We start from the raw sequence: 22,787 nt of genomic DNA, 5'->3' as shown, positions 1-22,787 counted from the left end.
ATATTTTAGGTTAATCCACTCATTTTAAAATAAATAGTAATTTTGGCACGATATTTTCTATGTAATAAAACGAATTGAATTATGAAGACAAAAGTTCTTTTAGTATTTGTTGGTTTATTGCTTTGGTCTAACACATTTTCGCAACGTGGTGTAAGAATTGGTTATGTGGACATGGAGTATATCCTTGAAAATGTGGAAGAATACCGCGATGCCAGTGAGCAATTGGAAAATAAAGTTCAGCGGTGGAAAATAGAAGTGGAGCAGAAGCAGAGCGAAGTGGATCAGATGAAGAAAGATTTAATGGCAGAAAAAGTCTTGTTGACAAATGAACTCATCCTTGAACGAGAAGAAGAAATACAGATTCTGGAAAAGGAAATGATTGAATATCAGCAAAATCGGTTCGGTCCTAACGGGGATTTGGTATTGCAAAGGAAAAGATTAATTCAGCCAATACAGGATCAGGTTTTTAATGAAGTACAAAAAATCGGATCAAATAAAAAATACGATTTTATTTTTGATAAATCGGCGGATGTTGTAATGTTGTACTCCCAAAAAAGACATGACATAAGTGAATTGGTGTTAAGGGGGATAGCAAGGACCAGGAAGGTAAGTGCACCAAAAAAGAAGGAGAATACCAAAAGCCAGCTGGAAAACTTTGAAGGAGACCCTGAAGAAGAGGAAATAAGTGATGCACTTCTCGAAAGACAGGCAATGGCCAAGCAGGCAGAAGAAACAAGAATCAAAACGGCTGAGGAGCGAAGGGCAGAGCAACTGAGAATAAGAGAAGAGCGTAAGAAAGCTTATGAAGAGAGAAGAAAGAAATTACTGGAAGAGAGGGAAGCAAAGAAGAAAGAAAAAGCAGAAGAACGAAATCAAATAATTGAAAATAAAGAAGAAACTAATAACTAAAACTTGAAAAATAATTTAATTAACACTCAAATAGTAAACATCAAAATCATGAAACAGTTTAAAAATGTAGCAATAGCCATAGCTTTATTTGTAGCAGCTACTAGTTTTGTACATGCACAAAGCAAAATCGCCCATATTAATGTAACGGAATTATTGGGTGAGATGCCGGAAATGAAAGCCGCTCAGGCAGAACTAAAAAAACTTCAGGAAACTTACCGGGCAGATATTGAAAGTTCAATGACGGAGCTAAAGAACAAGTATACGCAGTACTCCAATGAAGCTACTACAAAATCTGAAGAGGAGAACCAAAAAAGAGCTCAGGAGCTTCAGGGTTTTGAAAAGAACATAGGAGATGCTCAGCAAGCTGCGCAGCAGGAATTGGCCAAGAAACAAGCAGAATTGTTTGAACCAATTTCAATAAAAGCCAAAGCAGCTATAGAGAAAGTGGCTGCAGCACAAGGCTATGATTACGTAATCGATGCCACTCAGGGTGGAGGCTTAATTGTTGCAAAAGGCAAAGACCTATTGGCCGAAGTAAAACAGGAATTAGGATTCTAATTTTTGTTTTTTCATCAAATAATACTAGAACTGTCCCACAAGGACAGTTTTTTTATTTCTTAGTGAGAACCAGTGCGCATTTCATATATGACAGCCAATGACTTGGTGGCAGATAAATATGCGGGAGCATAATAATGGTTTAAGAACTGGAAGCTTGTTTTAGGAATGTATAAATTTGTTTTTGAAAATCATTTCTGGTAAACCACATTTTGCATGAATGTAAAACCCATAGGTATTTTTGATTCAGGGGTAGGAGGTACTTCAATATGGAGAGAAATACACGCGCTTATGCCCCATGAGGATACTATTTATTTGGCAGATAGTAAAAATGCACCCTATGGTCAACGAAGTAGAGAAGAAATAATTAAATTAAGTGTTAAGAACACTGAACTTTTGCTGAAAAAGGGTTGTAAACTTATTGTAGTTGCCTGTAATACAGCTACAACCAATGCCATATCTCATTTACGACAAAAGTATGATGTTCCTTTTATAGGTATTGAGCCGGCTATTAAACCTGCAGCTCTAAATTCTGGAACAGGAACCGTAGGAGTGCTTGCAACCAGAGGAACCCTGAGTAGTAGTCTATTTCTGAAAACCTCAAAAGACCATGCCGGAGAAATAAACATTGTTGAACGTGAGGGTGCTGGTCTTGTTCCATTAATTGAAGCCGGAAAATTAAATTCCTCAGAGACCAGACAATTATTGATTGGCTATATTAAGCCTATGCTCGAAGCAAATATGGATCATATTGTATTGGGGTGTACGCACTATCCCTATTTAATCCCTGTCTTAAGAGAAATACTGCCGCCTCATGTGAACATTATTGATTGTGGTGCCGCCGTAGCCAGACAAACCCAGGCAGTCCTTAAGAAATCTAATCTCCAAAATCCAAAAAAATCACCTGGAAATATACAGTTCTTCACCAATAACGATATTGAGATATTCACTTCTTTTCTGGAAGATGACGATAATTTAAAACAAATCTCATATCTGGACTTTTAATAAAAGCCACTAATAAAATAAGTGTAATCTTGTGAAATGTGACTTTCTGCTGAAGGTCAAAAATGGTAATTTCAGTAATTCCTAAGAGGTATATCTTAGGTAAGTGAGATAGGTAAAATCGAATTTATGTCTTTCATCAGCCGGGTGAAATTCCTCTTTGGTCTGCTTCCATACCTTTTCATCTATTTCCGGAAAGTAGGTATCAGCCTCAAAAGATTCATGGATTCTGGTTATTTCCAAAACATCCGCATATGGCATCCCCAATTCATAGATTTCCCCTCCACCAATTATAAAGGAAATGTCATCATCATATACCAATTGTATTGCTTCTTCTATGGAATGAACTACAATACAGGAAGGCAAATCCGGATTGTAATTTGGGTCTCGTGTAATAATTATATGCGTTCTGTTTGGCAAAGGTTTTGGAAAACTTTCAAATGTTTTCCTGCCCATAATAATTTTGTGACCAGTTGTTAATTGCTTAAAACGTTTAAAATCATCCGGAAGGTGCCATAGGAGGTCATTATCCTTTCCCAGGGCATTATTTTTTCCAATGGCAGCAATCATAATAATTTTACCCACTACTCTTTTTTTTTATAATTGGTCATGGGAAAATCTGTTTCAATTTCCTTTTGGAGTTCCCTGATCCGTTGCCTTTGTTTTGCAACTAATTTTTCCCGTTGTTTCCTTTCCCAATCAATTCCCATAAATTTTTGGGTTATAAAGACATTTACCAAATGCACTACAAACAAGAATGCCCAAAATGTGATGGCCCATAGGAACCAATTATATTCTTCGCCATATTTGAGAATTTTATTGATCAAAATAAGAAATATGCTCCCGATCAGAAATAGCACAAAATGGACATAAAGATTTTTTTTCTGCCGGATCCGCTTATGCGCATACTCCAGCTGTTCATGCTGCTCTCTGTCTATACCGGATGTACTTTTATTTTTGGAAGACATTCTTATACTTATCTTTAGACACAAAGATACAGTAAATCAAAAATTTCAATAAATATCCCGGATGCTAAAATATAGAAAGTTATATCCTGTTCTTAATCATGCTATTTATGCAAATACAGCTGCATTTGGTCTTTTGGGCGAGGAGCTTTTAGAGTGGCGCCAAAATCACGATTTGGATTATCTTGTAGGTGGTAGCACCATGAAGATTGATAGTATGGGGCTCATAAGTGAAGCAAGGGTATTGATTGGCGATTTTTTTAATTGTAAAAAGGATCTGGTTGCTCTAATTCCAAATTTTTCTTTAGGGCTGAATCTGTTGCTTGAAGGATTAAATAGCAAAGAACATATACTGTTACTTGAAAATGACTATCCTTCCGTCAACTGGCCTTTTGAAAGTAGAGGATTTCAAATTTCTTATGCTAAAATTGATGATAAGTTAGAGGAGAATATTAAAGAGCAAGTTAAGACCAATTCTGTGACAGTGCTTGCTCTTAGCTTGGTTCAATGGATAAACGGTATTCGGGTAGACCTGGATTTCCTGAAATCATTAAAAGAAGAATTTCCGCAACTTTTAATCATTGCAGACGGCACACAGTTTTGTGGAGCTTTTGATATTGATTTTGAAAATTCAGGGATAGATGTACTCGGGGCAAGTGGTTATAAATGGCTTTTGGCAGGAACCGGTAATGGATTTATGCTATTCAGGGATTCGGCCAAAGGAAGGTTCAGTATAAAAGCCACGGGCTTCAATTCTGCAAATGCAGTTATCCTTGCGAAGGAAACAATACCATTTAATAAGCATTTTGAGCCCGGTCATCTGGATAGTCTAAATTTTGGAAGCCTGAAACTTGCTATGGAACTGCTCAATGATATTGGAATGAAAGAAATTACAGTTTATAACGAGCATTTAAGTACCAGGGCTCTTAAAGGTTTTAGGGAATTAGGCTTATTAAATAGCGATGTTCTCCATAGACCCCGACACAGCACTATTTTTAATATTAAAGGTGATGATCGGTTATTCAATCATTTAATTGAAGCAAATGTAGTATGCTCCAGGCGCGGGAATGGCATCCGGCTTAGTTTTCACTATTATAATACGGTGGAAGATATTGATTTCATATTGGAGATCATTAGAAAAAAGATATAGGAATTACTTAGTTGCAAAAAGAAACTACCCCTTTTTGCCAAAGTGAACTAAAAGGCATTAATATTTTAAGAAATTAATAATTATGATTTTAGTCATTGGAAATGAGCTATTTAATGTATTATTTTTGCACCTTAATCATAAAAATTAAAAATCATGTCAATCGCAAAACAATATTTAAAAACAAAACCAATTTGTAAGGTAACTTTTACGGTACCTGCTAAAGATGCAGAAAAAGTTGCTGTAGTAGGAGATTTCAACAATTGGAATCCAAAAGGAAGCATGTTGAAAAAACTAAAAAACGGAACTTTTAAAGGAACGTTCGATTTACCAAAAGAGAAAACGTTCGAGTTTAAGTATATCGTAGATGGGGACTTCATTAATGAAACAGAGGCAGACCGCTATCAGTGGAACGATTTCGCTGGTTCAGAAAATGCTGTTTTAGAATTGTAATTAACAATCAGGATTTTACAGGCCGGGATGTTCAGGAAAACTCCCGGCTTTTTTATTCCACAATTTCTACTCCTTTCCAAAAGGCAACAAAACCTTTTATTTGTTTTGCAAGCTCGCTGATCTCGGGATAGTACCAGGCAGCATCTTTGTTTTCCTTTCCGTTGACGTCCAGTGTATAATAGGAAGCCACACCTTTCCATGGGCAACTACTGTGGGTAGTACTGGCTTTGAAATACTCTTTTTTAATACTTTCAGCCGGAAAGTAATGATTGTTCAACTACAATTGTGTCGTCACTCTCAGCAATAATTGCGTTATTCCATAAGGCTTTCATATCCGTTTTTTTAAAATATAGTTTTTGTAAAATTTATTTTCATCACTAAAAACACTGCTTATTCTCATGCCGGCTTTATCAGCTAACCATAAGACTACCTTGTCATCATATTTTTGGGAAATTTCAGTATGTATAGTTTCCCAAGCATCGAAAGCTACTGTAAGATCAAGACCATTAATACGAACGGTCTGATTTTCCCTGGCAACCAAATAACTTTTGGCAGTACCTGATTCCGGATCGTATACTTCCCAATGCGAGAATTTATTCAGATCAAAATCAGCATCTAATTCCACGTTTATTCTGGCTAACAAATTTTTGTTGAATCTCTCGGTAATACCTGCGCTGTCATTATAGGCATTAAGAATGGTTTGTGGATCTTTTTTTTGATCAAAGCCAATAAAGAAAATATCGTCTTTATTCATTAGCTCTTGTATATTCCTCAAAAATTCTATTGCCTGAGGATGAAGTAAGTTGCCAATATTTGATCCCAGAAACATAATAACTTTTTTCCTGTGCTGCATTTTGCACAACTGTTCCAGGGTTTCAAAATAGGTTCCCTGCAATGATTTAATTTTCACTGACGGAAGTTCATTGTTTATAGACACCTCAAGTTCATTCAGGGCATTCTCACTAATATCAATGGGGATATACTGAAAAGGGATCCCTTTTAAAGAAAGATGTCGTAACAGAATCTTTGTTTTCTTTCCATCTCCTGCTCCAAGTTCAACAAGGTCGAATTCCTCCGAATCTTTAAAAAACACATGGCAAATTTCATCTTTGAACTTGTCAAGAATTTTATATTCACTATTCGTCAGGTAATATTCCGGCATATCCATGATTTCCTGAAAGAGCTTATCTCCTTTTGCATCATAGAAATATTTTGAAGATAAGTGTTTAGGGAAATCAGTTAGCCCGGTATAGACGTCTTTGTGGAATTGAGACGTTGATAATATTGTTGCTTTTTCTTGCATACTGCTTTTGTCGGAATTATTTGGCTAACCTTAAACCAGTATACTGCCATCTTAAATGCGGGTGAAAAAAATTGCGGTATGTAAAGCGTGTATGATTGTCGGGAGTGGCGAAAGAGCCTCCACGAAGGACTTTCTGATTTATCATAAATTTGCCATTGTACTCCCCTAAGGCGCCTTCCTCTTTCCTATAGCCCGGATAAGGCAGGTAGGCACTTTCTGTCCATTCCCATCTGTATCCCCATGGGAAATATTCCTGTGCGGCCTCCCATTCAAATTCGGTTGGCAGCCTATACCCTTTCCATTGTGCAAATGCAAAGGCTTCAAAATAGGAAAGATGTGTAATTGGGGTATCCCCACTAATTTCTTGCAGTCCTTCAAGGGTATAGTTAAACCATTCTCCATCAATAGTATGCCAGTAAAGTGGAGAGGAAATTTCATTTTTGCAGACCCAATCCCAACCTTCCGCATGCCATAATTCAAATGAACTATAGCCCCCGCCATTAATAAATTCCAAATATTCTCTATTCGTAACAAGTTTGTTTGAAATTTCATAAGCCTGCAGGTAAACCCTATGCCTTGCCTGCTCATTGTCAAAACAAAATGAATCCTGGTCGTGGCCAATTTCATAAATGCCGGGATCCATTGAAATCCAGTCTTGCCGATGGCTCTCTTCTCTGTGTTCCTTAATTGAATCAGTATAGGCGGGTAATAAGGGGTTATTTCCTAAAATATATTTGATATCTGTTACTAAAAGTTCCTGATGCTGCTTTTCATGGTGTATACCAATTTCCAAAAGTTGATGCATCTTTTCATCCTTTACTTTGTCTAAAAGGAGTTTAATAGCGTTGGTGACGTATTGTCTGTAGGCATATACTTTTTGGACCGATGGTCTTGAAAGATTGCCGCGGTCTGCACGGACCACTCTTTTTCCCACAGTTTCATAATAGCTGTTAAAGACATAGGAAAATTCCCTGTCGAAAACCTTATAGCCTTTTAAGTATGGTTTTAGTAAAAATTCTTCAAAGAACCAGGTTGTATGTCCAAGATGCCATTTAGGTGGCGAAACGTATTCTACAGGCTGAACTACATAGTCTTCGATTTCAAGAGGAGCGCAAATTGTTTCACTTTCTTTTCTGGTAATTAAGAACGTATCTAAAAGTGTTTCAGTAAGAAGCATAGCATAATATTTCCTTTAAATATAGGAATTTATGGGCGGAGATAAAAGAGCTCCTTACTACACTGCTACAGTGCCTTTGATGTGCGGATACGGATCATAATACAACAGTTTAAAATCCTCAAATTTAAAATTAAAGATATTCTTGACTTCGGGATTGAGTACCATTTTTGGCAGTGGTCTGGGCTCGCGGCTGAGTTGCAGCTCAATTTGCTCCAGGTGATTGTTGTATATATGAGCATCACCAAAAGTATGGATAAAATCTCCCGGGGCATAGCCACAAACCTGAGCCATCATCATTGTAAATAAGGCATAGGAAGCAATATTAAATGGTACACCTAAAAAGATATCCGCACTGCGTTGGTATAACTGGCATGATAATTTTCCATCTGAAACATAAAACTGAAAAAAAGCATGGCAGGGAGGTAATGCCGCTTTTCCATCTGCAACATTTGCCGAAAAAGATTTAGTAGTATCCGGCAAAACACTGGGGTTCCATGCAGATACTAGCATTCTTCGGCTATCCGGATTTTCCTTCAATGTTTTAATAACATCAGATATCTGGTCTATATGCTCACCATTCCAATTGCGCCACTGATGCCCATATACCGGCCCTAATTCGCCTTTTTCATCAGCCCATTCGTTCCAGATTCTAACGCCATTTTCCTGCAGATAGCCAATGTTCGTATCTCCTTTTAAAAACCAAAGTAATTCATAAATGATAGATTTTAAATGCAATTTTTTGGTTGTTACCATCGGAAATCCTTCACTGAGGTCAAATCGCATTTGGTAGCCAAAGACGCTATAGGTACCAGTTCCGGTCCTGTCCGATTTTTGAGCACCGGTTTTAAGAACATGCTTTAATAGATCGTGGTATTGTTTCATAGGAATTAAACTTTCGAAGACGAATTTAATGAAAGATAGATTGGATTGGTTTTTGAGTTTTAAAAACTTATTAACCAGAACAGATTTTAGCAAAGACTTTAAAAAAAGTTTAACCCAAAATCAACCCGGCAATTGTGGCTGACAACAAGGAAGCCAGCGTACCTCCCAGGACCGCTCGCATGCCAAATTCTGATAGTGTTTTTCGCTGACCGGGAGCCAACGAACCTATTCCGCCGATTTGAATTCCAATTGAAGCAAAATTGGCAAATCCACATAACATATAGGTGCCCATAATAATGGATTTATTAAAGGCAAAGTGGGTAGGGTTCAGGACATTTTTTAATTCTGCCAATTGAATATAGCCAACAAACTCACTGGCAGCTAGTTTGATTCCCAATAACTGTCCCATTAGCATAATATCTGAAGTATTTACGCCAATCAGCCACATTAAAGGTGCAAAAAGAGCCCCCAGAATTGCTTCCAGCGAAAAGGAATCGTAAACAGTGTTGGAAGAAATCCATTCATTTAGGGAAGTAAAGTCGCCAAACCAACCTAAGATGCCGTTAATCATGGCTATAAAGGCAATAAAAACCAGTAACATAGCGCCTACATTTACTGCCAGTTTTAAACCTTCGCTAGTTCCATTGGCAATGGCATCCAGCAAATTTGATCCAATTTTTTCATTAGATATCTGTATCTCCTTATTAACTGCTTCAGTTTGCGGATAGAGTATTTTAGATATTACAATTGCCCCGGGAGCCGCCATGACTGAAGCTGCCAATAAATGGCGTGCAAATTCTAATCGAAGTAGCTCATCGGTACCTCCCAGAAAACCAATATATGCAGCCAAAACCCCTCCCGCAACAGTAGCCATTCCGCCAATCATTACTAAAAGAATTTCCGAACGGTTCATTTTTTCCAAATATGCCTTGATTAATAAAGGAGCCTCTGTTTGTCCCAAAAAGATATTGCCGGCAACAGAAAGGCCCTCTGCACCTGAAATACCCAACGTTTTTGTGAGTAACCAGGCCAGGGCTTTGACAATTTTTTGTATAATTCCCAAATAAAACAGAACGGAGGTGAGTGCCGAAAAGAAAATGATGGTGGGTAAGATCTGGAATGCAAAGACATATCCAATGTTTGGATTGTCCACATTTAAAAGGTTACCCAGTAAAAATTCACTTCCTGCAAGCGTATAATCAAGAATATTTACAAAAAACTGTCCTGCGGCTCTGAAAATAGTCTGAATAAAGGGAACCTTTAATATCCCTATGGCCAGAATTAGTTGACCCCCAACCCCAATTCCGACCGTTCTCCAATTAATTCCATTACGGTTGGCGCTAAAGAGATAGGATATCAATATTAACACAAACATTCCTAAAGCTCCTCTCCACAGGGAGTTAAATGAAAAACCCTGATTAGGAGTTATAATATCAATGGTTTGTGTGGAAATGTCATTTAATGTAGTGGTATCTATTGAAACGGGCAGAGAATCCGGAATCTGATTTAGCTGAGCTACTAAAGGAAATGAAAGAATCAATAAAAATAAAAGAATCCAAAACCTGAGGTTCATAGACGAGATGGTATATTATCAATTGCGTTTAGATATTTCATCTCTTAGTTTCGCAGCTTTCTCATAGTCTTCATTGGCCACGGCTTTGGCCAATTCCTTGTTCAATTCCTCGAGACTTAATTCCTTGTAAGGAGTTGCTGTGCCGGGATCTATTTCTACCGTTTCGCCCTCCTGCAAAATTTCATCAACTACAATGCTATCGTCCCCCTCTGCTTTTTCTTTGTCTTTCGAGGAAAACTTCAGGAAGATACCAGCTTTGTCTAAAATGGTTTTATAAGTAAAAATTGGCGCATTAAACCGAAGTGCAAGGGCAATGGCATCACTCGTTCTGGCATCTATTATTTCTTCAATTTTATCGCGTTCACAAATAATACTCGAATAAAAGACGCCATCCACCAATTTATGTATTATAACCTGTTTAACTACTATGTCGAACCGGTCTGCAAAATTCTTGAAAAGATCGTGAGTAAGAGGTCTTGGAGGCTTTATTTCTTTTTCCAGAGCAATGGCAATAGACTGGGCTTCGAATGCTCCAATTACTATAGGTAGTTTTCTGTCGCCATCTACTTCATTTAAAATAAGGGCATAAGCCCCATTTTGGGTCTGACTATAGGAAATACCTTTTATTTTTAACCTTACTAAACTCATATTTATAAGTATACCAATCAGCGCTATTTAAATAAGGGTTCTCCAGATATTTAAATAGTGCTTTAGAGGCACAAATTAACAAAAATTAAGCGTTTTGGGCCTTAAATTCTTTTAATTTTTCGGTGAGTTTGGGTACGACTTCGAAGGCATCCCCAATTATGCCATAATCCGCAGCCTTAAAAAATGGCGCTTCGGGATCTGTATTGATCACTACTTTTACTTTGGAGGCATTAATACCTGCAAGATGTTGAATTGCTCCGGAAATACCAATTGCAATATAAAGATTGCTTGCAACAGGTTTACCTGTTTGTCCAACATGTTCACTATGAGACCTCCATCCCATGTCTGAAACCGGTTTAGAGCAGGCTGTGGCTGCTCCGAGAACTTCTGCCAATTCTTCAATCATACCCCAATTTTCGGGACCCTTCAATCCTCTTCCGCCAGATACGACTATATCTGCATCCGCTATGGTTGCCTTTCCAACCACTTTGTCAATATTCAATGATTGAACAGAGAAATCGGCATCAGTTAAGCTGGGTTCAAAGTCTTCTAACTGTGGGCTAAGCTTGTTTTCGAATATTCCGTAGGCATTATTCGATACTCCTATAATATTGGTAGCAGTTTTATACTTTGTATGTGCAAATCCCTTATTGCTAAAAGCCGTTCTTTTTACAACCAAAGGATTGGTGCTTAGAGGTGGAGCAACAACATTCGTGCAATATCCTGCATTTAGTATTCCGGCGAGGATAGCAGCCATATACTTTGTGTCTGTGCTGGAACTAACGACAATGGTGCTGGCTCCTTCATTTTGTGCGGCCTGTGCTATAGTTGTTGCGTAAGCCTTCGCATTAAAAATGGAAAGTTTATCATTGGTAACTTTCAAAATTTTTGAAACTCCGTAAGTTCCGATTACTTCGGAATCTGCCATATTAATTGTTATTGCAGTTACTGAAGTGCCTAATTGTTCAGCTAACTTATGCGCGTAGGAGGCAGCCTCCAGGGCATTTTTTTTAAATTTACCGTTATCGGACTCTGTATAAACAAGAACTGACATATTGTGCTTTTAAAGATTAATTTCAAAATTTCAAGAAATTTTGAAACCTGATTTAATAATTAGATGACCTTGGCTTCATTATGCAACAGGTCTATTAATTCTGAAATATTATCTGATTCTACCAATTTTACAGCGCCTTTGGTCGCTGGTTTTTCAAATTTAATGTCTTCGGTTCCAAAACTGGCATCAATGGGTTCCAGTACATTTAGTTTTTTCTGCCTGGCCATCATAATGCCTCTCATATTCGGAATACGGAGATCACTTTCTTCTACCAGGCCTTTTTGACCGCCTATAATTAGGGGGAGCTCCGCGGAGAGTTTTTCCTTCCCACCATCAATTTCACGTACGGCTGTAGCAGAATTGCCTTCAATTTCCAGTCCAATACATGTATTTATAAAATTATAATTTAACATGGCGGACATCATGCCGGGAACCATACCTCCATTATAGTCTATTGATTCTCTGCCGGCTATGATAAGGTCATAGCCACCAGTCTTAATAATTTCGGTAAGTTGCTGAGCAACAAAAAGTCCATCTGTTGGTTCTGCATTTATTCGAATAGCCTCATCTGCGCCAATGGCAAGGGCTTTTCTCATTGTTGGTTCAACGCCAGGGCCCCCAACAGTCGCCACATGAATAGTTGCCCCCTGTTTTTCCTTAAACCACATGGCACGGGTCAGACCAAATTCATCATTGGGGTTAATTACAAATTGCACACCATTGGTGTCAAATTTTGTATCTCCTTCAGTAAAATTGATTTTCGAAGTAGTGTCCGGTACGTTACTGATACAAACTAATATTTTCATGCCTATCTTGCGTTTTGTGCATTCAAAAAGTAGCAGCAAAGATAGCTATTAATTTTCAAATTTACTATGCATGCATAGTAAATTTTGTATCTTTTTTTAATTCGCCGGAAGCGCTAATTGGTAGATATTTTCCTATTTTTGTTGGCATTTTAAAGTGAATTATTTAAAAAGGGGACCACAATTAGATGAAGACTATACAATTTAGGCAAGCTATTGCTGAGGCAATGACAGAAGAAATGCGGAGAGATGAATCTATTTATTTAATGGGTGAAGAAGTCGCAGAATATAATGGGGCCTATAAGGCATCAAAAGGAATGTTAGATGAATTTGGTCCGGAGCGTGTTCTGGACACGCCAATTTCTGAATTGGGTTTTTCAGGAATAGGTGTAGGGTCTGCAATGAACGGAAACAGGCCTATAATAGAATTTATGACCTTCAATTTTGCACTTGTAGGGATAGACCAGATTATAAATAACGCGGCAAAAATCAGACAGATGTCCGGGGGGCAGTTTAATTGTCCAATTGTCTTTCGCGGACCTACAGGTTCAGCAGGGCAGTTAGCCGCAACACACTCACAGGCATTTGAAAGCTGGTTCGCCAATTGTCCGGGTTTAAAAGTGGTAGTGCCCTCGAATCCTAATGATGCCAAAGGGCTTTTAAAATCTGCAATCCGGGATGATGACCCGGTAATTTTTATGGAGTCTGAACAAATGTACGGGGATAAAGGTGAAGTACCCGAGGGAGAATATACTATACCCCTGGGAGTAGCGGAAATTAAAAGGGAAGGTAAAGATGTCACTATTGTTTCTTTCGGAAAAATTATAAAAGAGGCATACAAAGCGGCTGATGAATTGGAAAAAGAAGGTATAAGTTGCGAAATAATTGACCTTCGAACAGTAAAGCCCATGGATCGTGAAGAGATATTAAAATCGGTTAAGAAAACAAACAGGTTGGTTATACTTGAGGAGGCATGGCCCTTTGGAAACGTTGCAACCGAGATAACTTATTTGGTTCAATCAGAAGCTTTTGATTATTTGGACGCTCCTGTTGTAAAGATAAACACCGCAGATACACCTGCACCATATTCGCCGGTATTGCTCGAAGAATGGATACCGAATTATAAAGATGTAATCAAGGCTGTTAAGAAAGTGTTATATAAATAAGTTAAATGATTTTGTAAAGGTATCTTAGCTTCGTCGACCAAGGTTTGGCGAAGCTTTTTTATTAAAGGAACTCTATTCGAAGTCAATTTACCCTAAACCATAGCTGCAAATTTTGTGTATTCGATTACTTTGGATCGAGAATTGCAATATTCAATTCTGATGAAAAGATTCCTGTTATTCTTTCTTTTGTTAACGCCCGTATTTGTCTTTTCTCAGACTAAAGCCGGCGGGATTGTAGTAGACGGGGAAGGAGATCCTGTAGCATTTGCCAACGTTGTTTTTAAAGGTTCTACAGAGGGTGCTATTACCAATGAAGATGGGTTATTCTATTTGGAATCTTCAATAAAATACGACGCTCTGCTCATATCATTCATTGGCTATAAAACAGAAGAATTAAAGTTAGCACAACGGGTAAACTACAATCTCAAGGTTGTTTTGCAGGAAGGGGAACAGTTAGATGAGGTTATTGTGTATATGGGGAAACAATCTAAAAAGAATAATCCGGCAATAGAAATCCTGAAAAAAATATGGGCAAAAAAGAAAATCAATGGCCTTTATATGTTTGAGCAGTATCAATATGATAAATATGAAAAGGTAGAATTTGACCTAAATTCAATAGATAGTTCCATGATGAAGAGTAAGCTTTTTAAAGGAATGGAATTTGTATTTCAGGATCTTGATACGTCCAGAATTACAGGAAAAACTTATTTGCCAATATTTCTAAATGAAACCTCAAGTAAAGTATATGGAGATAACAATTTAGGCCAGACCAAAGAGGATGTTTTAGGGAATAAAAATTCAGGCTTTAGTAATAATCAGGCAATTATTGGCTTTGTTAAGGATCTTTATTCGGAATATGATATTTATGATAGGTATTTAAAGTTTTTCGATAAGAGTTTTCCCAGTCCGGTTTCTGAAGCTGGTATTGATGCTTATAATTATGTGCTTTCAGACAGTGCATATATAGACAGCAAATGGTGCTACCATATTATATATTATCCCAGGAGAAAAAATGAACTGACATTTAAAGGAGATTTTTGGGTTAACGATTCAACTTTTGCCATTAAAAAAATTAATCTGGAGGTTACAAAAAGTGCCAATATAAATTGGGTTAAGGAAATTTATATAGAACAGGAATACGAAGTACTCAACGATTCTGTTTTTTTATTAAAAAGAGACTATATGCTGAGTGATTTTAGCCTCTTTAAAAAAGAAGAATCCAAGGGAGTCTATGGAAAAAGGACAACTGTTTACGATAACTATAGTTTTAATATAGAAAAACCCGGGCAGTTCTATAAAAATAAAACGGATCCTTTTAACCCTATTACGTTTCAACGCGACAGCATATTTTGGAAAAATAACAGATTGGAATCCCTTAATAAGGATGAACAGGGAATATATGATCTTTTGGATACACTCAAGACGGTACCACGTTTTAATACGGCCTATGATATTGCAAGCATTTTGGCATCTGGTTATATAGAAATTGATAGATGGAATATAGACTTGGGAAGTATCTACAGTGGTTTTGGGTATAATGAAGCCGAAGGAATTAGATTAAGAGGAGGGGCCCGAACGTATTTTGGGCAAAATGATCCCTGGCGAATCGAGGGGTATTTGGCATATGGGTTTAAAGATGAAAAATTTAAGCACGGTATTTCAGGCAAATGGCTTTTGGATAAAAAAACGAGACTGATACTATCCGGAGGTAACCGAAGAGATATAGAGCAATTGGGTATTAACCTCACTCAAACTACTGATGTGCTAGGCAGAAGCGTGGCCTCTTCAGCAATTTTTACGGTTGGAGCTAATGACAGGCTTACCAATATTAACCTTACGACATTCAACACAGATATTGAGCCTATAACCAATTTCAGGATTCGTTTCGGGAGTTCCTATCGCACTTTAAGCTCGGCATTGCCCGATGCATTTAGTCTGGATTATATTGATCCTGCTTCTCCTACAGGTATATCTTCTGAGATTAAACAGTTTGAACTAAATACAATACTCTTGTTTACACCTGGTAAAAAAACTATTGGTAACGGGGTGGAAAGAAGAAACGTAAATGACAATTACAGCACTCTATTATTAAACTATACAAGGGGCTTAAAAGGGTTTTTTCAAAGCGATTTTGAATTTGATAAAATTCAATTTTCGTATACACAACCATGGCAGATTGGAGGTTTCGGAAGATTGTTAAGTACTGTTGAGGTTGGTAAAACATTTGGATCTGTGCCCCTGGGCCTATTGAGTGTAATACCCGGAAACCAGACCTTATGGACCATATATAATACATTTCCAAATTTAAATTTTTACGAGTTTGTTACGGATACCTATGCCACTGTTCATTTAGAACATAATTTCAATGGCCGGATTTTTTCAAGGATACCAATCATCCGAAATTGGAATTTAAGGGAGATAGTTGGTTTACGGGGAGCATGGGGCACCTTAACGGATGAAAATATTGCACTGAGCAGCCCAACGAATATCCCACTGATAGCTCCTTCCGACAAGATTTATTGGGAGTACTCTTTTGGTATTGGGAATATCTTCAAGATTTTCAGAATCGACTTTAATTTCAGAGGTAATTATTTGGAGAACCCGGATGCCCGCCCCTTTAGTATTAAAGGAACATTTGGTTTTAGTTTTTAAATTCTCCATAGAAACTATTTAAGCTTTTTTATTCTAATCCATTTTACTACTTTTGCACCCGTTTTAAATAGCAAATAACTAACTAATATGGAATTAATCGTAAACATTTTACCTGCTTTTGGTGTTTTAGCACTGCTTTTTGTCTTAATAAAAAATATTTGGGTTTCCAAGCAAGAGGTGGGGGATGCAAAGATGGCACGAATCGCCAAAAATATTGCAGATGGGGCAATGTCTTTTTTAAAGGCGGAGTATAAAATCCTTTCAATTTTTGTAGTGGCTGTAGCTATCTTGTTGTATTTCAAGGGAGCTTCTGAAGAAGGATCCAATGGAATGGTTGCACTTTCCTTTGTAGTAGGTGCCATTTGTTCTGCATTAGCCGGCTTTATAGGAATGCGTGTTGCAACAAAGGCAAACGTTAGAACAACACAGGCAGCCAGACAATCTTTGGGCAAGGCCCTGGAAGTAGCTTTTGCAGGTGGTTCTGTAATGGGATTAGGTGTTGTCGGACTTGGTGTTCTTGGATTAAGCGGGCTATTTATGATTTACCAAATGATTTGGCCGGGTAGTGAAAATATTCCTATGGTACTAAATGTGCTTTCCGGATTTTCCCTGGGAGCATCATCCATAGCCTTGTTTGCTCGTGTTGGTGGAGGTATATATACCAAGGCAGCAGATGTTGGTGCAGATCTAGTAGGTAAAGTTGAAGCAGGTATTCCTGAAGATCACCCGTTGAATCCCGCAACTATTGCAGATAATGTAGGAGATAATGTAGGGGATGTTGCAGGTATGGGAGCCGATTTATTTGAATCTTTTGTTGGTTCCATTATAGGTACCATGGTCTTAGGTGCATTTATCTTTACGCCGGAATTCGGTGGTCTGGGAGCAGTATATTTACCATTGGTATTAGCTGCTGTAGGTATTGTAATGTCAATTATTGGCACTTTCTTCGTTAAGGTAAAGGATGGGGGAAGCCCTCATAAGGCCTTAAACTTAGGCGAATTCGGATCTGGGTTTTTAATGATAATTGCATCCTATTTTATAATTACGTCTATGTTGCCTGAAACTATTGACGGATTGCCTTTTGGGGCAATTGGTGTTTTCTGGGCTACCTTAGCCGGTTTAATAGCTGGTTTTGGGGTTGGTAAAATAACGGAGTACTATACAGGTACAGGAACTAAACCAGTTAGTTCAATAGTGCGGCAATCCAGTACAGGGGCTGCTACAAATATTATTGCAGGTTTAGGTGTTGGAATGATGTCTACTGCAGTTCCTATTATTTTAATAGCAGGGGCTATTTTGGTTTCACACCATTTTGCAGGTTTATACGGGATTGCAATAGCTGCCGTTGGAATGCTTGCAAATACCGGGATTCAATTGGCAGTGGATGCTTACGGTCCTATTTCCGATAATGCCGGGGGAATTGCAGAAATGGCTGAATTGCCCAAAGAGGTTCGTGAGCGTACAGATAAATTAGATGCCGTAGGTAATACTACAGCAGCAATAGGAAAAGGATTTGCCATTGCCTCTGCTGCATTGACAGCTTTAGCATTGTTTGCAGCCTTTATGAAAGTAGCTAATGTTACTGCGATAGACGTGTCAAGACCTGATATTATGGCTGGTTTATTAGTAGGAGGTATGCTTCCATTTGTGTTCTCTGCCTTATCTATGAATGCAGTGGGCCGGGCCGCTATGGCTATGATCGAAGAAGTTCGCAGACAGTTCAGGGATATTCCGGAATTGCATGCTGCATTGGAAGTCATGAGAAAGTATGATTCTGATATGTCCAAAGCAACGCCAGAGGACAGAAAAATATTTGATGCTGCAGACGGAGTTGCGGAATATGACAAATGTGTAGATATATCTACAAAAGCTTCCATTAAAGAAATGGTATTGCCGGGATTATTGGCAATTGCTGTACCTGTTGCAGTTGGCTTTATAGGAGGTGCAGAAATGCTCGGAGGACTTTTAGCCGGGGTTACTACCTGTGGCGTGCTTATGGCAATATTTCAATCGAATGCGGGTGGCGCATGGGATAATGCCAAAAAAATGATTGAAGCAGACGGCGGTAAAGGCACGGACGCACATAAAGCAGCTGTGGTAGGAGATACCGTTGGAGATCCTTTTAAGGATACCTCTGGGCCTTCATTGAACATACTTTTAAAGCTTATGTCTGTTGTAGCCTTGGTGATAGCGCCAAGTATCGCCATTTCTTCAGATACCTTAACTGCGTATAATGCTACAAATAGTAAGGTGGAAGTCAAGAAAGAGATACAGGTGGAGATGAAAAAGAACGATAAGGATCTTGTAAAAGCCGTTGTAACGATAACCACTATGGAAAATGGCGCGGAGAATAGTCGTGAACTTATTTTTGAAGGCAGTGAAGAAGAAGTAAAAAAGCAGATAGAAGCATTAGATGAAGTCGATTCTAATTCAAAAATCCGCATAGAAAAGCAGGTAAAAGAAGTTACGGAGGAATAGTAATTGTTATTTCCAAGCTTCAAAAAAAAATCCCCGGGCGAACCACGGGGATTTTTTGCTGGTAACCTCTAAAAGAGTCCATGTATTTCGGCGTCTATCTTATTTATAACTTCACCGAGATGTTCCGGATTGTCAACAAAATCCAATTGATCCACATCAATAACCAATAAGTTGCCTTTTTCATAACCATGGGCCCAGGCTTCATATCGTTCGTTCAGCCGACTTAAATAGTCTATGGAAATAGAATTTTCATAATCGCGGCCTCGCTTGTGAATTTGATTTACCAAATTGGGGATAGAACTTCTAAGGTAGATCAGCAGATCTGGCGGTTGTACTAGGCTTTCCATTAATTCAAAAAGACTGGTGTAGTTGCCAAAATCCCTGTTAGTCATAAGGCCCATCGCGTGCAAATTAGGGGCAAAGATGTGGGCATCTTCGTAAATGGTCCTGTCCTGAATTATATTTTTTCCTGATTCGCGGATCTTTAATATTTGCCTGTATCTGCTATTGAGGAAATAGATCTGAAGATTAAAACTCCAACGTTCCATCTGATTGTAAAAATCATCTAAATAAGGATTGTCTACTACATCTTCAAAATGAGCCTCCCATCTGTAATGTTTCGCTAAAAGCCGGGTGAGGGTAGTTTTTCCGGCTCCTATATTTCCAGCTACAGCAATATGCATAAAGTGTTTTAATTTAAGGTTGGTATCTTAAATATAAGAGGAACACAATATACAAAGTATCTGCTGGAAGAGAAAAAATAGTTGTTGAAATACTTTAGTTAATTATATTTTAAAAATTTTTTATTTCATTGGCAATTATGTATTTTTGTTAACATTAAATTAAGAGGAGGGATTTGACTGATTGCAACCTCTTATGCAGATTATATTTTAGTGGATCGGTTACAATCCTTAAGATCCTGCACAAGAAAAAATGCTAAAGCAGTTTCTACAGATCAATCTGAGTTGTAAACTACTTTTCCAGCATACGTCAAATCAATTTTAATGCTAAAAAGAAATTTCTATGGCCTATTTGTTTACTTCAGAATCTGTTAGTGAAGGACATCCGGATAAGATTGCCGATCAGATTAGTGATGCATTATTAGATAATTTTTTAGCCTTTGATTCAGAAAGTAAGGTAGCCTGTGAAACCCTGGTAACGACGGGTCAGGTAATTTTGGCAGGTGAAGTAAAAAGCCATACCTATGTAGATCTTCAACAAATATCACGAGATGTTATTAATAAAATTGGTTATACCAAAGGCGAATATCAGTTCAGTGGTGATTCATGTGGAGTCATATCATTGATACACGAGCAGTCTAAGGATATAAATCAGGGAGTTGAACGCGAAAAAAAGGAAGATCAAGGTGCAGGCGATCAGGGCATGATGTTCGGCTATGCAACTAACGAAAGTGAAAATTATATGCCAATGGCATTGGATATTTCGCATCGAATACTGGAGGAGCTATCGCTGTTAAGAAGAGAAAATAAAGATATAATTTATTTAAGACCTGACGCTAAAGCACAGGTTACAATTATGTATTCGGATGATAATAAACCTGTTCGGATTGATACCATAGTAATATCTACCCAACATGATGAGTTTGACAAGGATGATGATAAAATGCTGTCAAAAATCAAAGAAGACCTCATTACCATTTTATTGCCGAGAGTTATAGCAAAATTGCCACCGAGTACCCAGGCCTTGTTTAATGATAAGATTACTTACCATATTAATCCTACCGGTAAATTTGTTATTGGTGGACCTCATGGAGATACGGGTTTAACCGGAAGAAAAATTATTGTGGATACCTATGGAGGAAAAGGTGCCCACGGTGGAGGCGCTTTCAGTGGAAAGGATCCTAGCAAAGTAGACCGGAGCGCCGCTTATGCAGCAAGACATGCGGCAAAAAATCTGGTTGCAGCAGGAGTTGCTGATGAAATATTAGTACAGGTAAGTTATGCAATTGGATTGGCAGAGCCTACTTCTATTTTTGTAGATACTTATGGAACTTCAAAAGTGGCTTTAAGTGATGGTGAAATAGCCAGGAAAGTAGCGGAACTATTTAAAATGAGGCCTTATGATATTGAAGACCGACTTAAGTTAAGAAATCCTATTTATCTGGAAACAGCGGCTTACGGACATTTTGGGAAGGAACCAAGAATAGTGTCAAAAGTATTTGAATCGCCTTATAATGGGAGAGTTGAAAAAACAGTGGAGTTATTTACATGGGAGAAATTGAATATGGTGGATAAGGTAAAATCAGCATTCAATTTGTAAATTTTTGCACAAATACTAGGAATATCAGTTAATCCGTACTTATATTTGCTTTTAGTAAGTTCAATCACTTGTTGAAAAGTTATCAAGAAAGGTGGAGGGAATAGACCCTTTGAAACCTTAGCAACCCTTTGTTTCAAACGCAAAGAAGGTGCTAAATTCTATCACAGTAAAAATGTGACAGATAACAATCAAGAATTACACCTGGTAATTCGTCTTTCTTTATAACATTTTAATATTTCCGAACCGCTCAGTGTAGCACTTAGGGTTGGATTGTGCTGATTTATATGAACAAAAATGATTTAAAAATCGTTTTGAAAACAATTTCTATTAGGAACCAGTATTCTTTTTGAATACAAAGAAACAAACATCATGAGTGAACACAAATTTTCAACTAATGCCCTACACGCCGGCCACGACACAACTTTAAATGCCGGGACACGGGCAGTACCTATTTATCAAAGTACCGCCTATGTTTTTAATGATTCTGAACATGCGGCTAATTTATTTTCTTTAGCTGAGTTTGGAAATATTTACAGCAGGATTAATAATCCCACGAATGATATTTTGGAGCAAAGACTTGCTGCCCTGGAAGGAGGTATTGCCTCCGTAGTTACTTCGTCCGGAACCGGAGCTATTAATACAGCCTTATTGGTTCTGTTGAAATCCGGAGATCATATTGTAGCTTCCAATAGCCTTTATGGGGGTACTTATAATTTGTTGAGTGTTACCCTTCCCCGATTTGGGATTACAACAACATTTGTAGACCCCTCAGACCCTTCTAATTTTGGGAAGGCTGTAAAGGAGAATACAAGGGCTATTTTTGTGGAGTCGTTGGGGAACCCAAAGCTGGATGTTCTTGACCTAAAAGCTATCTCGGCAGAAGCAAAGGCTGCTAAAATTCCATTTATTGTGGATAATACAGTAGCAACACCCGCCTTGTTAAACCCTATTGAGCATGGGGCCAATATCGTAATACATTCTCTTACCAAATATATCAATGGCAATGGCACCGCATTGGGAGGGGCTGTAATAGATGCCGGAACCTTTGATTGGGCAAACGGGAAATTTCCCGAATTTACGGAACCTTCAGCAGGATATCATGGTTTGGTTTATCATGATGCACTGGGCCCCGCTGCCTTTATTGCTAAAGTGCGTATTGAAGGCTTAAGGGATCATGGCGCATGTTTGAGCCCTTTTAATGCATTTCAAATAATCCAGGGCCTGGAAACTCTGGAAGTGCGTATGAAAAAACATAGTGAAAACGCGCTTGATCTGGCAGAATGGCTGGATAGCAGGGATGAAGTTACCTGGGTAAATTATCCGGGTTTAAAAAGTAGTAAATATTTTGCCGAGGCCGAGGCTTACTTGCCAAAAGGCCAAAGCGGCTTAATAACGTTTGGTGTTAAAGGGGGATATGATTCTGCAAAGAAAATAGCCGACGGAACCCAAATCTTTTCCTTATTGGCCAATATTGGTGACACCAAATCTTTAATAATTCATCCGGCAAGTACCACGCATCAGCAATTGGATGATGAAGCGCAGGAATCTACTGGAGTAACAAAAGACCTGATACGTTTATCTGTTGGATTGGAAAATCTGGATGACCTTAAAGCCGATTTGGAACAAGCTTTTGCCACAATTGATAAATCTGTTCTGGCATAGCCATAACACAATACTGATATAAGCTGAGTAGAGAGCATTCAATAAGTATTAGAATCGCATCCGCTCAGTTTTAATGAC

20 protein-coding genes, 1 pseudogene and 1 riboswitch are annotated in these 22,787 nt (G+C 38.1%); of the genes and pseudogenes, 10 read left to right on the top strand and 11 right to left on the bottom strand.

What is annotated here, in order from left to right:
* Positions 1-81: 81 nt before the first annotated feature.
* From G504_RS0115510 to murI, 3 genes are all read left to right on the top strand, one after another.
* Positions 82-909 carry an OmpH family outer membrane protein gene (locus G504_RS0115510; protein ID WP_019671114.1) on the top strand — a complete coding sequence of 276 codons (828 nt, stop codon included), beginning with the start codon at positions 82-84 and terminating at the stop codon, positions 907-909.
* A 48-nt stretch (positions 910-957) separates the two neighbouring features.
* Positions 958-1,467, top strand: a complete 510-nt coding sequence (locus tag G504_RS0115505; protein WP_019671113.1) for an OmpH family outer membrane protein — start codon at positions 958-960, stop codon at positions 1,465-1,467.
* 213 nt (positions 1,468-1,680) lie between these two features.
* The gene (gene murI / locus G504_RS0115500; RefSeq protein ID WP_019671112.1) at positions 1,681-2,469 is read left to right on the top strand and encodes a glutamate racemase; all 789 of its coding nucleotides are present in this window, start codon (positions 1,681-1,683) and stop codon (positions 2,467-2,469) included.
* Positions 2,470-2,550: 81 nt separating this feature from the next.
* Here murI and G504_RS0115495 read toward each other — a convergent pair whose 3' ends face one another.
* Both G504_RS0115495 and G504_RS0115490 read right to left on the bottom strand, forming a co-directional pair.
* On the bottom strand, positions 2,551-3,051 hold the full coding sequence (locus G504_RS0115495) for a dihydrofolate reductase (RefSeq protein WP_019671111.1): 501 nt from the start codon (positions 3,049-3,051) through the stop codon (positions 2,551-2,553).
* Positions 3,051-3,434, bottom strand: a complete 384-nt coding sequence (locus G504_RS0115490; RefSeq protein ID WP_019671110.1) for a 2TM domain-containing protein — start codon at positions 3,432-3,434, stop codon at positions 3,051-3,053. Before G504_RS0115490 ends, G504_RS0115495 begins: the two co-directional genes overlap by 1 nt.
* Before the next feature lie 61 nt (positions 3,435-3,495).
* Here G504_RS0115490 and G504_RS0115485 point away from each other — a divergent pair, with 61 nt between their 5' ends.
* Together G504_RS0115485 and G504_RS0115480 are read left to right on the top strand one after the other, a co-directional pair.
* Positions 3,496-4,581, top strand: coding sequence for an aminotransferase class V-fold PLP-dependent enzyme (locus tag G504_RS0115485; RefSeq protein WP_019671109.1), 1,086 nt, complete (start codon positions 3,496-3,498; stop codon positions 4,579-4,581).
* A 153-nt stretch (positions 4,582-4,734) separates the two neighbouring features.
* Positions 4,735-5,031: an isoamylase early set domain-containing protein gene (locus tag G504_RS0115480; protein WP_019671108.1), complete on the top strand. Its 297-nt coding sequence runs from the start codon at positions 4,735-4,737 to the stop codon at positions 5,029-5,031.
* 52 nt (positions 5,032-5,083) lie between these two features.
* On the opposite strand, the pseudogene G504_RS18865 reads toward G504_RS0115480, so the two are convergent.
* The 8 genes and pseudogenes from G504_RS18865 to G504_RS0115440 all read right to left on the bottom strand — a co-directional run bounded on the left by G504_RS18865 (position 5,084) and on the right by G504_RS0115440 (position 12,474).
* A pseudogene (locus G504_RS18865) lies at positions 5,084-5,363 on the bottom strand (DUF427 domain-containing protein).
* Positions 5,360-6,334, bottom strand: a complete 975-nt coding sequence (gene egtD / locus G504_RS0115470; protein WP_019671106.1) for an L-histidine N(alpha)-methyltransferase — start codon at positions 6,332-6,334, stop codon at positions 5,360-5,362. Before egtD ends, G504_RS18865 begins: the two are co-directional and overlap by 4 nt.
* 16 nt (positions 6,335-6,350) lie before the next feature.
* Positions 6,351-7,511 carry an ergothioneine biosynthesis protein EgtB gene (egtB, locus tag G504_RS0115465; RefSeq protein ID WP_019671105.1) on the bottom strand — a complete coding sequence of 387 codons (1,161 nt, stop codon included), beginning with the start codon at positions 7,509-7,511 and terminating at the stop codon, positions 6,351-6,353.
* A gap of 57 nt (positions 7,512-7,568) precedes the next feature.
* On the bottom strand, positions 7,569-8,393 hold the full coding sequence (locus G504_RS0115460) for a thymidylate synthase (RefSeq protein ID WP_026348623.1): 825 nt from the start codon (positions 8,391-8,393) through the stop codon (positions 7,569-7,571).
* A gap of 109 nt (positions 8,394-8,502) precedes the next feature.
* Entirely contained in the window at positions 8,503-9,966 is a 1,464-nt protein-coding gene (locus G504_RS0115455; RefSeq protein WP_019671103.1) for a NupC/NupG family nucleoside CNT transporter, read from the bottom strand.
* Positions 9,967-9,984: 18 nt separating this feature from the next.
* The gene (locus G504_RS0115450; RefSeq protein WP_019671102.1) at positions 9,985-10,614 is read right to left on the bottom strand and encodes a bifunctional nuclease family protein; all 630 of its coding nucleotides are present in this window, start codon (positions 10,612-10,614) and stop codon (positions 9,985-9,987) included.
* 85 nt (positions 10,615-10,699) lie between these two features.
* Positions 10,700-11,668: an electron transfer flavoprotein subunit alpha/FixB family protein gene (locus tag G504_RS0115445; protein WP_019671101.1), complete on the bottom strand. Its 969-nt coding sequence runs from the start codon at positions 11,666-11,668 to the stop codon at positions 10,700-10,702.
* A gap of 59 nt (positions 11,669-11,727) precedes the next feature.
* On the bottom strand, positions 11,728-12,474 hold the full coding sequence (locus G504_RS0115440) for an electron transfer flavoprotein subunit beta/FixA family protein (RefSeq protein WP_019671100.1): 747 nt from the start codon (positions 12,472-12,474) through the stop codon (positions 11,728-11,730).
* Positions 12,475-12,659: 185 nt separating this feature from the next.
* On the opposite strand from G504_RS0115440, the gene G504_RS0115430 reads away from it, so the two are divergent.
* The 3 genes from G504_RS0115430 (at position 12,660) to G504_RS0115420 (ending at position 18,767) form a co-directional block, all read left to right on the top strand.
* Positions 12,660-13,637 (top strand): pyruvate dehydrogenase complex E1 component subunit beta, encoded by a 978-nt coding sequence (locus G504_RS0115430; protein ID WP_019671099.1) that lies wholly within the window; start codon positions 12,660-12,662, stop codon positions 13,635-13,637.
* Positions 13,638-13,796: 159 nt separating this feature from the next.
* On the top strand, positions 13,797-16,289 hold the full coding sequence (locus G504_RS0115425; protein ID WP_019671098.1) for a DUF5686 family protein: 2,493 nt from the start codon (positions 13,797-13,799) through the stop codon (positions 16,287-16,289).
* 87 nt (positions 16,290-16,376) lie between these two features.
* Entirely contained in the window at positions 16,377-18,767 is a 2,391-nt protein-coding gene (locus G504_RS0115420; protein ID WP_019671097.1) for a sodium-translocating pyrophosphatase, read from the top strand.
* A 68-nt stretch (positions 18,768-18,835) separates the two neighbouring features.
* On the opposite strand, the gene G504_RS0115415 is transcribed toward G504_RS0115420, so the two are convergent.
* Entirely contained in the window at positions 18,836-19,450 is a 615-nt protein-coding gene (locus G504_RS0115415; protein WP_019671096.1) for a deoxynucleoside kinase, read from the bottom strand.
* Positions 19,451-19,790: 340 nt separating this feature from the next.
* Between G504_RS0115415 and metK the strand changes: the two genes are divergently transcribed.
* Complete coding sequence (metK, locus tag G504_RS0115410) at positions 19,791-21,047, top strand: methionine adenosyltransferase (RefSeq protein ID WP_019671095.1); 1,257 nt, start codon at positions 19,791-19,793, stop codon at positions 21,045-21,047.
* A gap of 76 nt (positions 21,048-21,123) precedes the next feature.
* Positions 21,124-21,235: riboswitch (SAM riboswitch) on the top strand.
* 181 nt (positions 21,236-21,416) lie between these two features.
* The gene (locus G504_RS0115405; RefSeq protein ID WP_019671094.1) at positions 21,417-22,709 is read left to right on the top strand and encodes an O-acetylhomoserine aminocarboxypropyltransferase/cysteine synthase family protein; all 1,293 of its coding nucleotides are present in this window, start codon (positions 21,417-21,419) and stop codon (positions 22,707-22,709) included.
* The last annotated feature ends 78 nt before the right edge of the window (positions 22,710-22,787 follow it).

The organism is Eudoraea adriatica DSM 19308 (assembly GCF_000382125.1).
In the GTDB taxonomy this organism is placed as follows: Bacteria; Bacteroidota; Bacteroidia; order Flavobacteriales; family Flavobacteriaceae; genus Eudoraea; species Eudoraea adriatica.
This window is presented reverse-complemented; position numbering and strand designations above follow the sequence as displayed.

Excerpts from the sequence above, each read along its gene's own strand:
- G504_RS0115480 (WP_019671108.1), top strand. The coding sequence starts at position 4,735 with ATGTCAATCGCAAAACAATATTTAAAAACAAAACCAATTTGTAAGGTA.
- G504_RS0115430 (WP_019671099.1), top strand. The coding sequence starts at position 12,660 with ATGAAGACTATACAATTTAGGCAAGCTATTGCTGAGGCAATGACAGAA.
- egtD (WP_019671106.1), bottom strand. The coding sequence starts at position 6,334 with ATGCAAGAAAAAGCAACAATATTATCAACGTCTCAATTCCACAAAGAC.
- egtB (WP_019671105.1), bottom strand. The coding sequence starts at position 7,511 with ATGCTTCTTACTGAAACACTTTTAGATACGTTCTTAATTACCAGAAAA.
- G504_RS0115485 (WP_019671109.1), top strand. The coding sequence starts at position 3,496 with ATGCTAAAATATAGAAAGTTATATCCTGTTCTTAATCATGCTATTTAT.
- G504_RS0115450 (WP_019671102.1), bottom strand. The coding sequence starts at position 10,614 with ATGAGTTTAGTAAGGTTAAAAATAAAAGGTATTTCCTATAGTCAGACC.
- G504_RS0115405 (WP_019671094.1), top strand. The coding sequence starts at position 21,417 with ATGAGTGAACACAAATTTTCAACTAATGCCCTACACGCCGGCCACGAC.
- G504_RS0115440 (WP_019671100.1), bottom strand. The coding sequence starts at position 12,474 with ATGAAAATATTAGTTTGTATCAGTAACGTACCGGACACTACTTCGAAA.
- G504_RS0115505 (WP_019671113.1), top strand. The coding sequence starts at position 958 with ATGAAACAGTTTAAAAATGTAGCAATAGCCATAGCTTTATTTGTAGCA.
- metK (WP_019671095.1), top strand. The coding sequence starts at position 19,791 with ATGGCCTATTTGTTTACTTCAGAATCTGTTAGTGAAGGACATCCGGAT.
- G504_RS0115445 (WP_019671101.1), bottom strand. The coding sequence starts at position 11,668 with ATGTCAGTTCTTGTTTATACAGAGTCCGATAACGGTAAATTTAAAAAA.
- G504_RS0115490 (WP_019671110.1), bottom strand. The coding sequence starts at position 3,434 with ATGTCTTCCAAAAATAAAAGTACATCCGGTATAGACAGAGAGCAGCAT.
- G504_RS0115460 (WP_026348623.1), bottom strand. The coding sequence starts at position 8,393 with ATGAAACAATACCACGATCTATTAAAGCATGTTCTTAAAACCGGTGCT.
- G504_RS0115415 (WP_019671096.1), bottom strand. The coding sequence starts at position 19,450 with ATGCATATTGCTGTAGCTGGAAATATAGGAGCCGGAAAAACTACCCTC.
- G504_RS0115455 (WP_019671103.1), bottom strand. The coding sequence starts at position 9,966 with ATGAACCTCAGGTTTTGGATTCTTTTATTTTTATTGATTCTTTCATTT.
- G504_RS0115425 (WP_019671098.1), top strand. The coding sequence starts at position 13,797 with ATGAAAAGATTCCTGTTATTCTTTCTTTTGTTAACGCCCGTATTTGTC.
- murI (WP_019671112.1), top strand. The coding sequence starts at position 1,681 with ATGAATGTAAAACCCATAGGTATTTTTGATTCAGGGGTAGGAGGTACT.
- G504_RS0115510 (WP_019671114.1), top strand. The coding sequence starts at position 82 with ATGAAGACAAAAGTTCTTTTAGTATTTGTTGGTTTATTGCTTTGGTCT.
- G504_RS0115420 (WP_019671097.1), top strand. The coding sequence starts at position 16,377 with ATGGAATTAATCGTAAACATTTTACCTGCTTTTGGTGTTTTAGCACTG.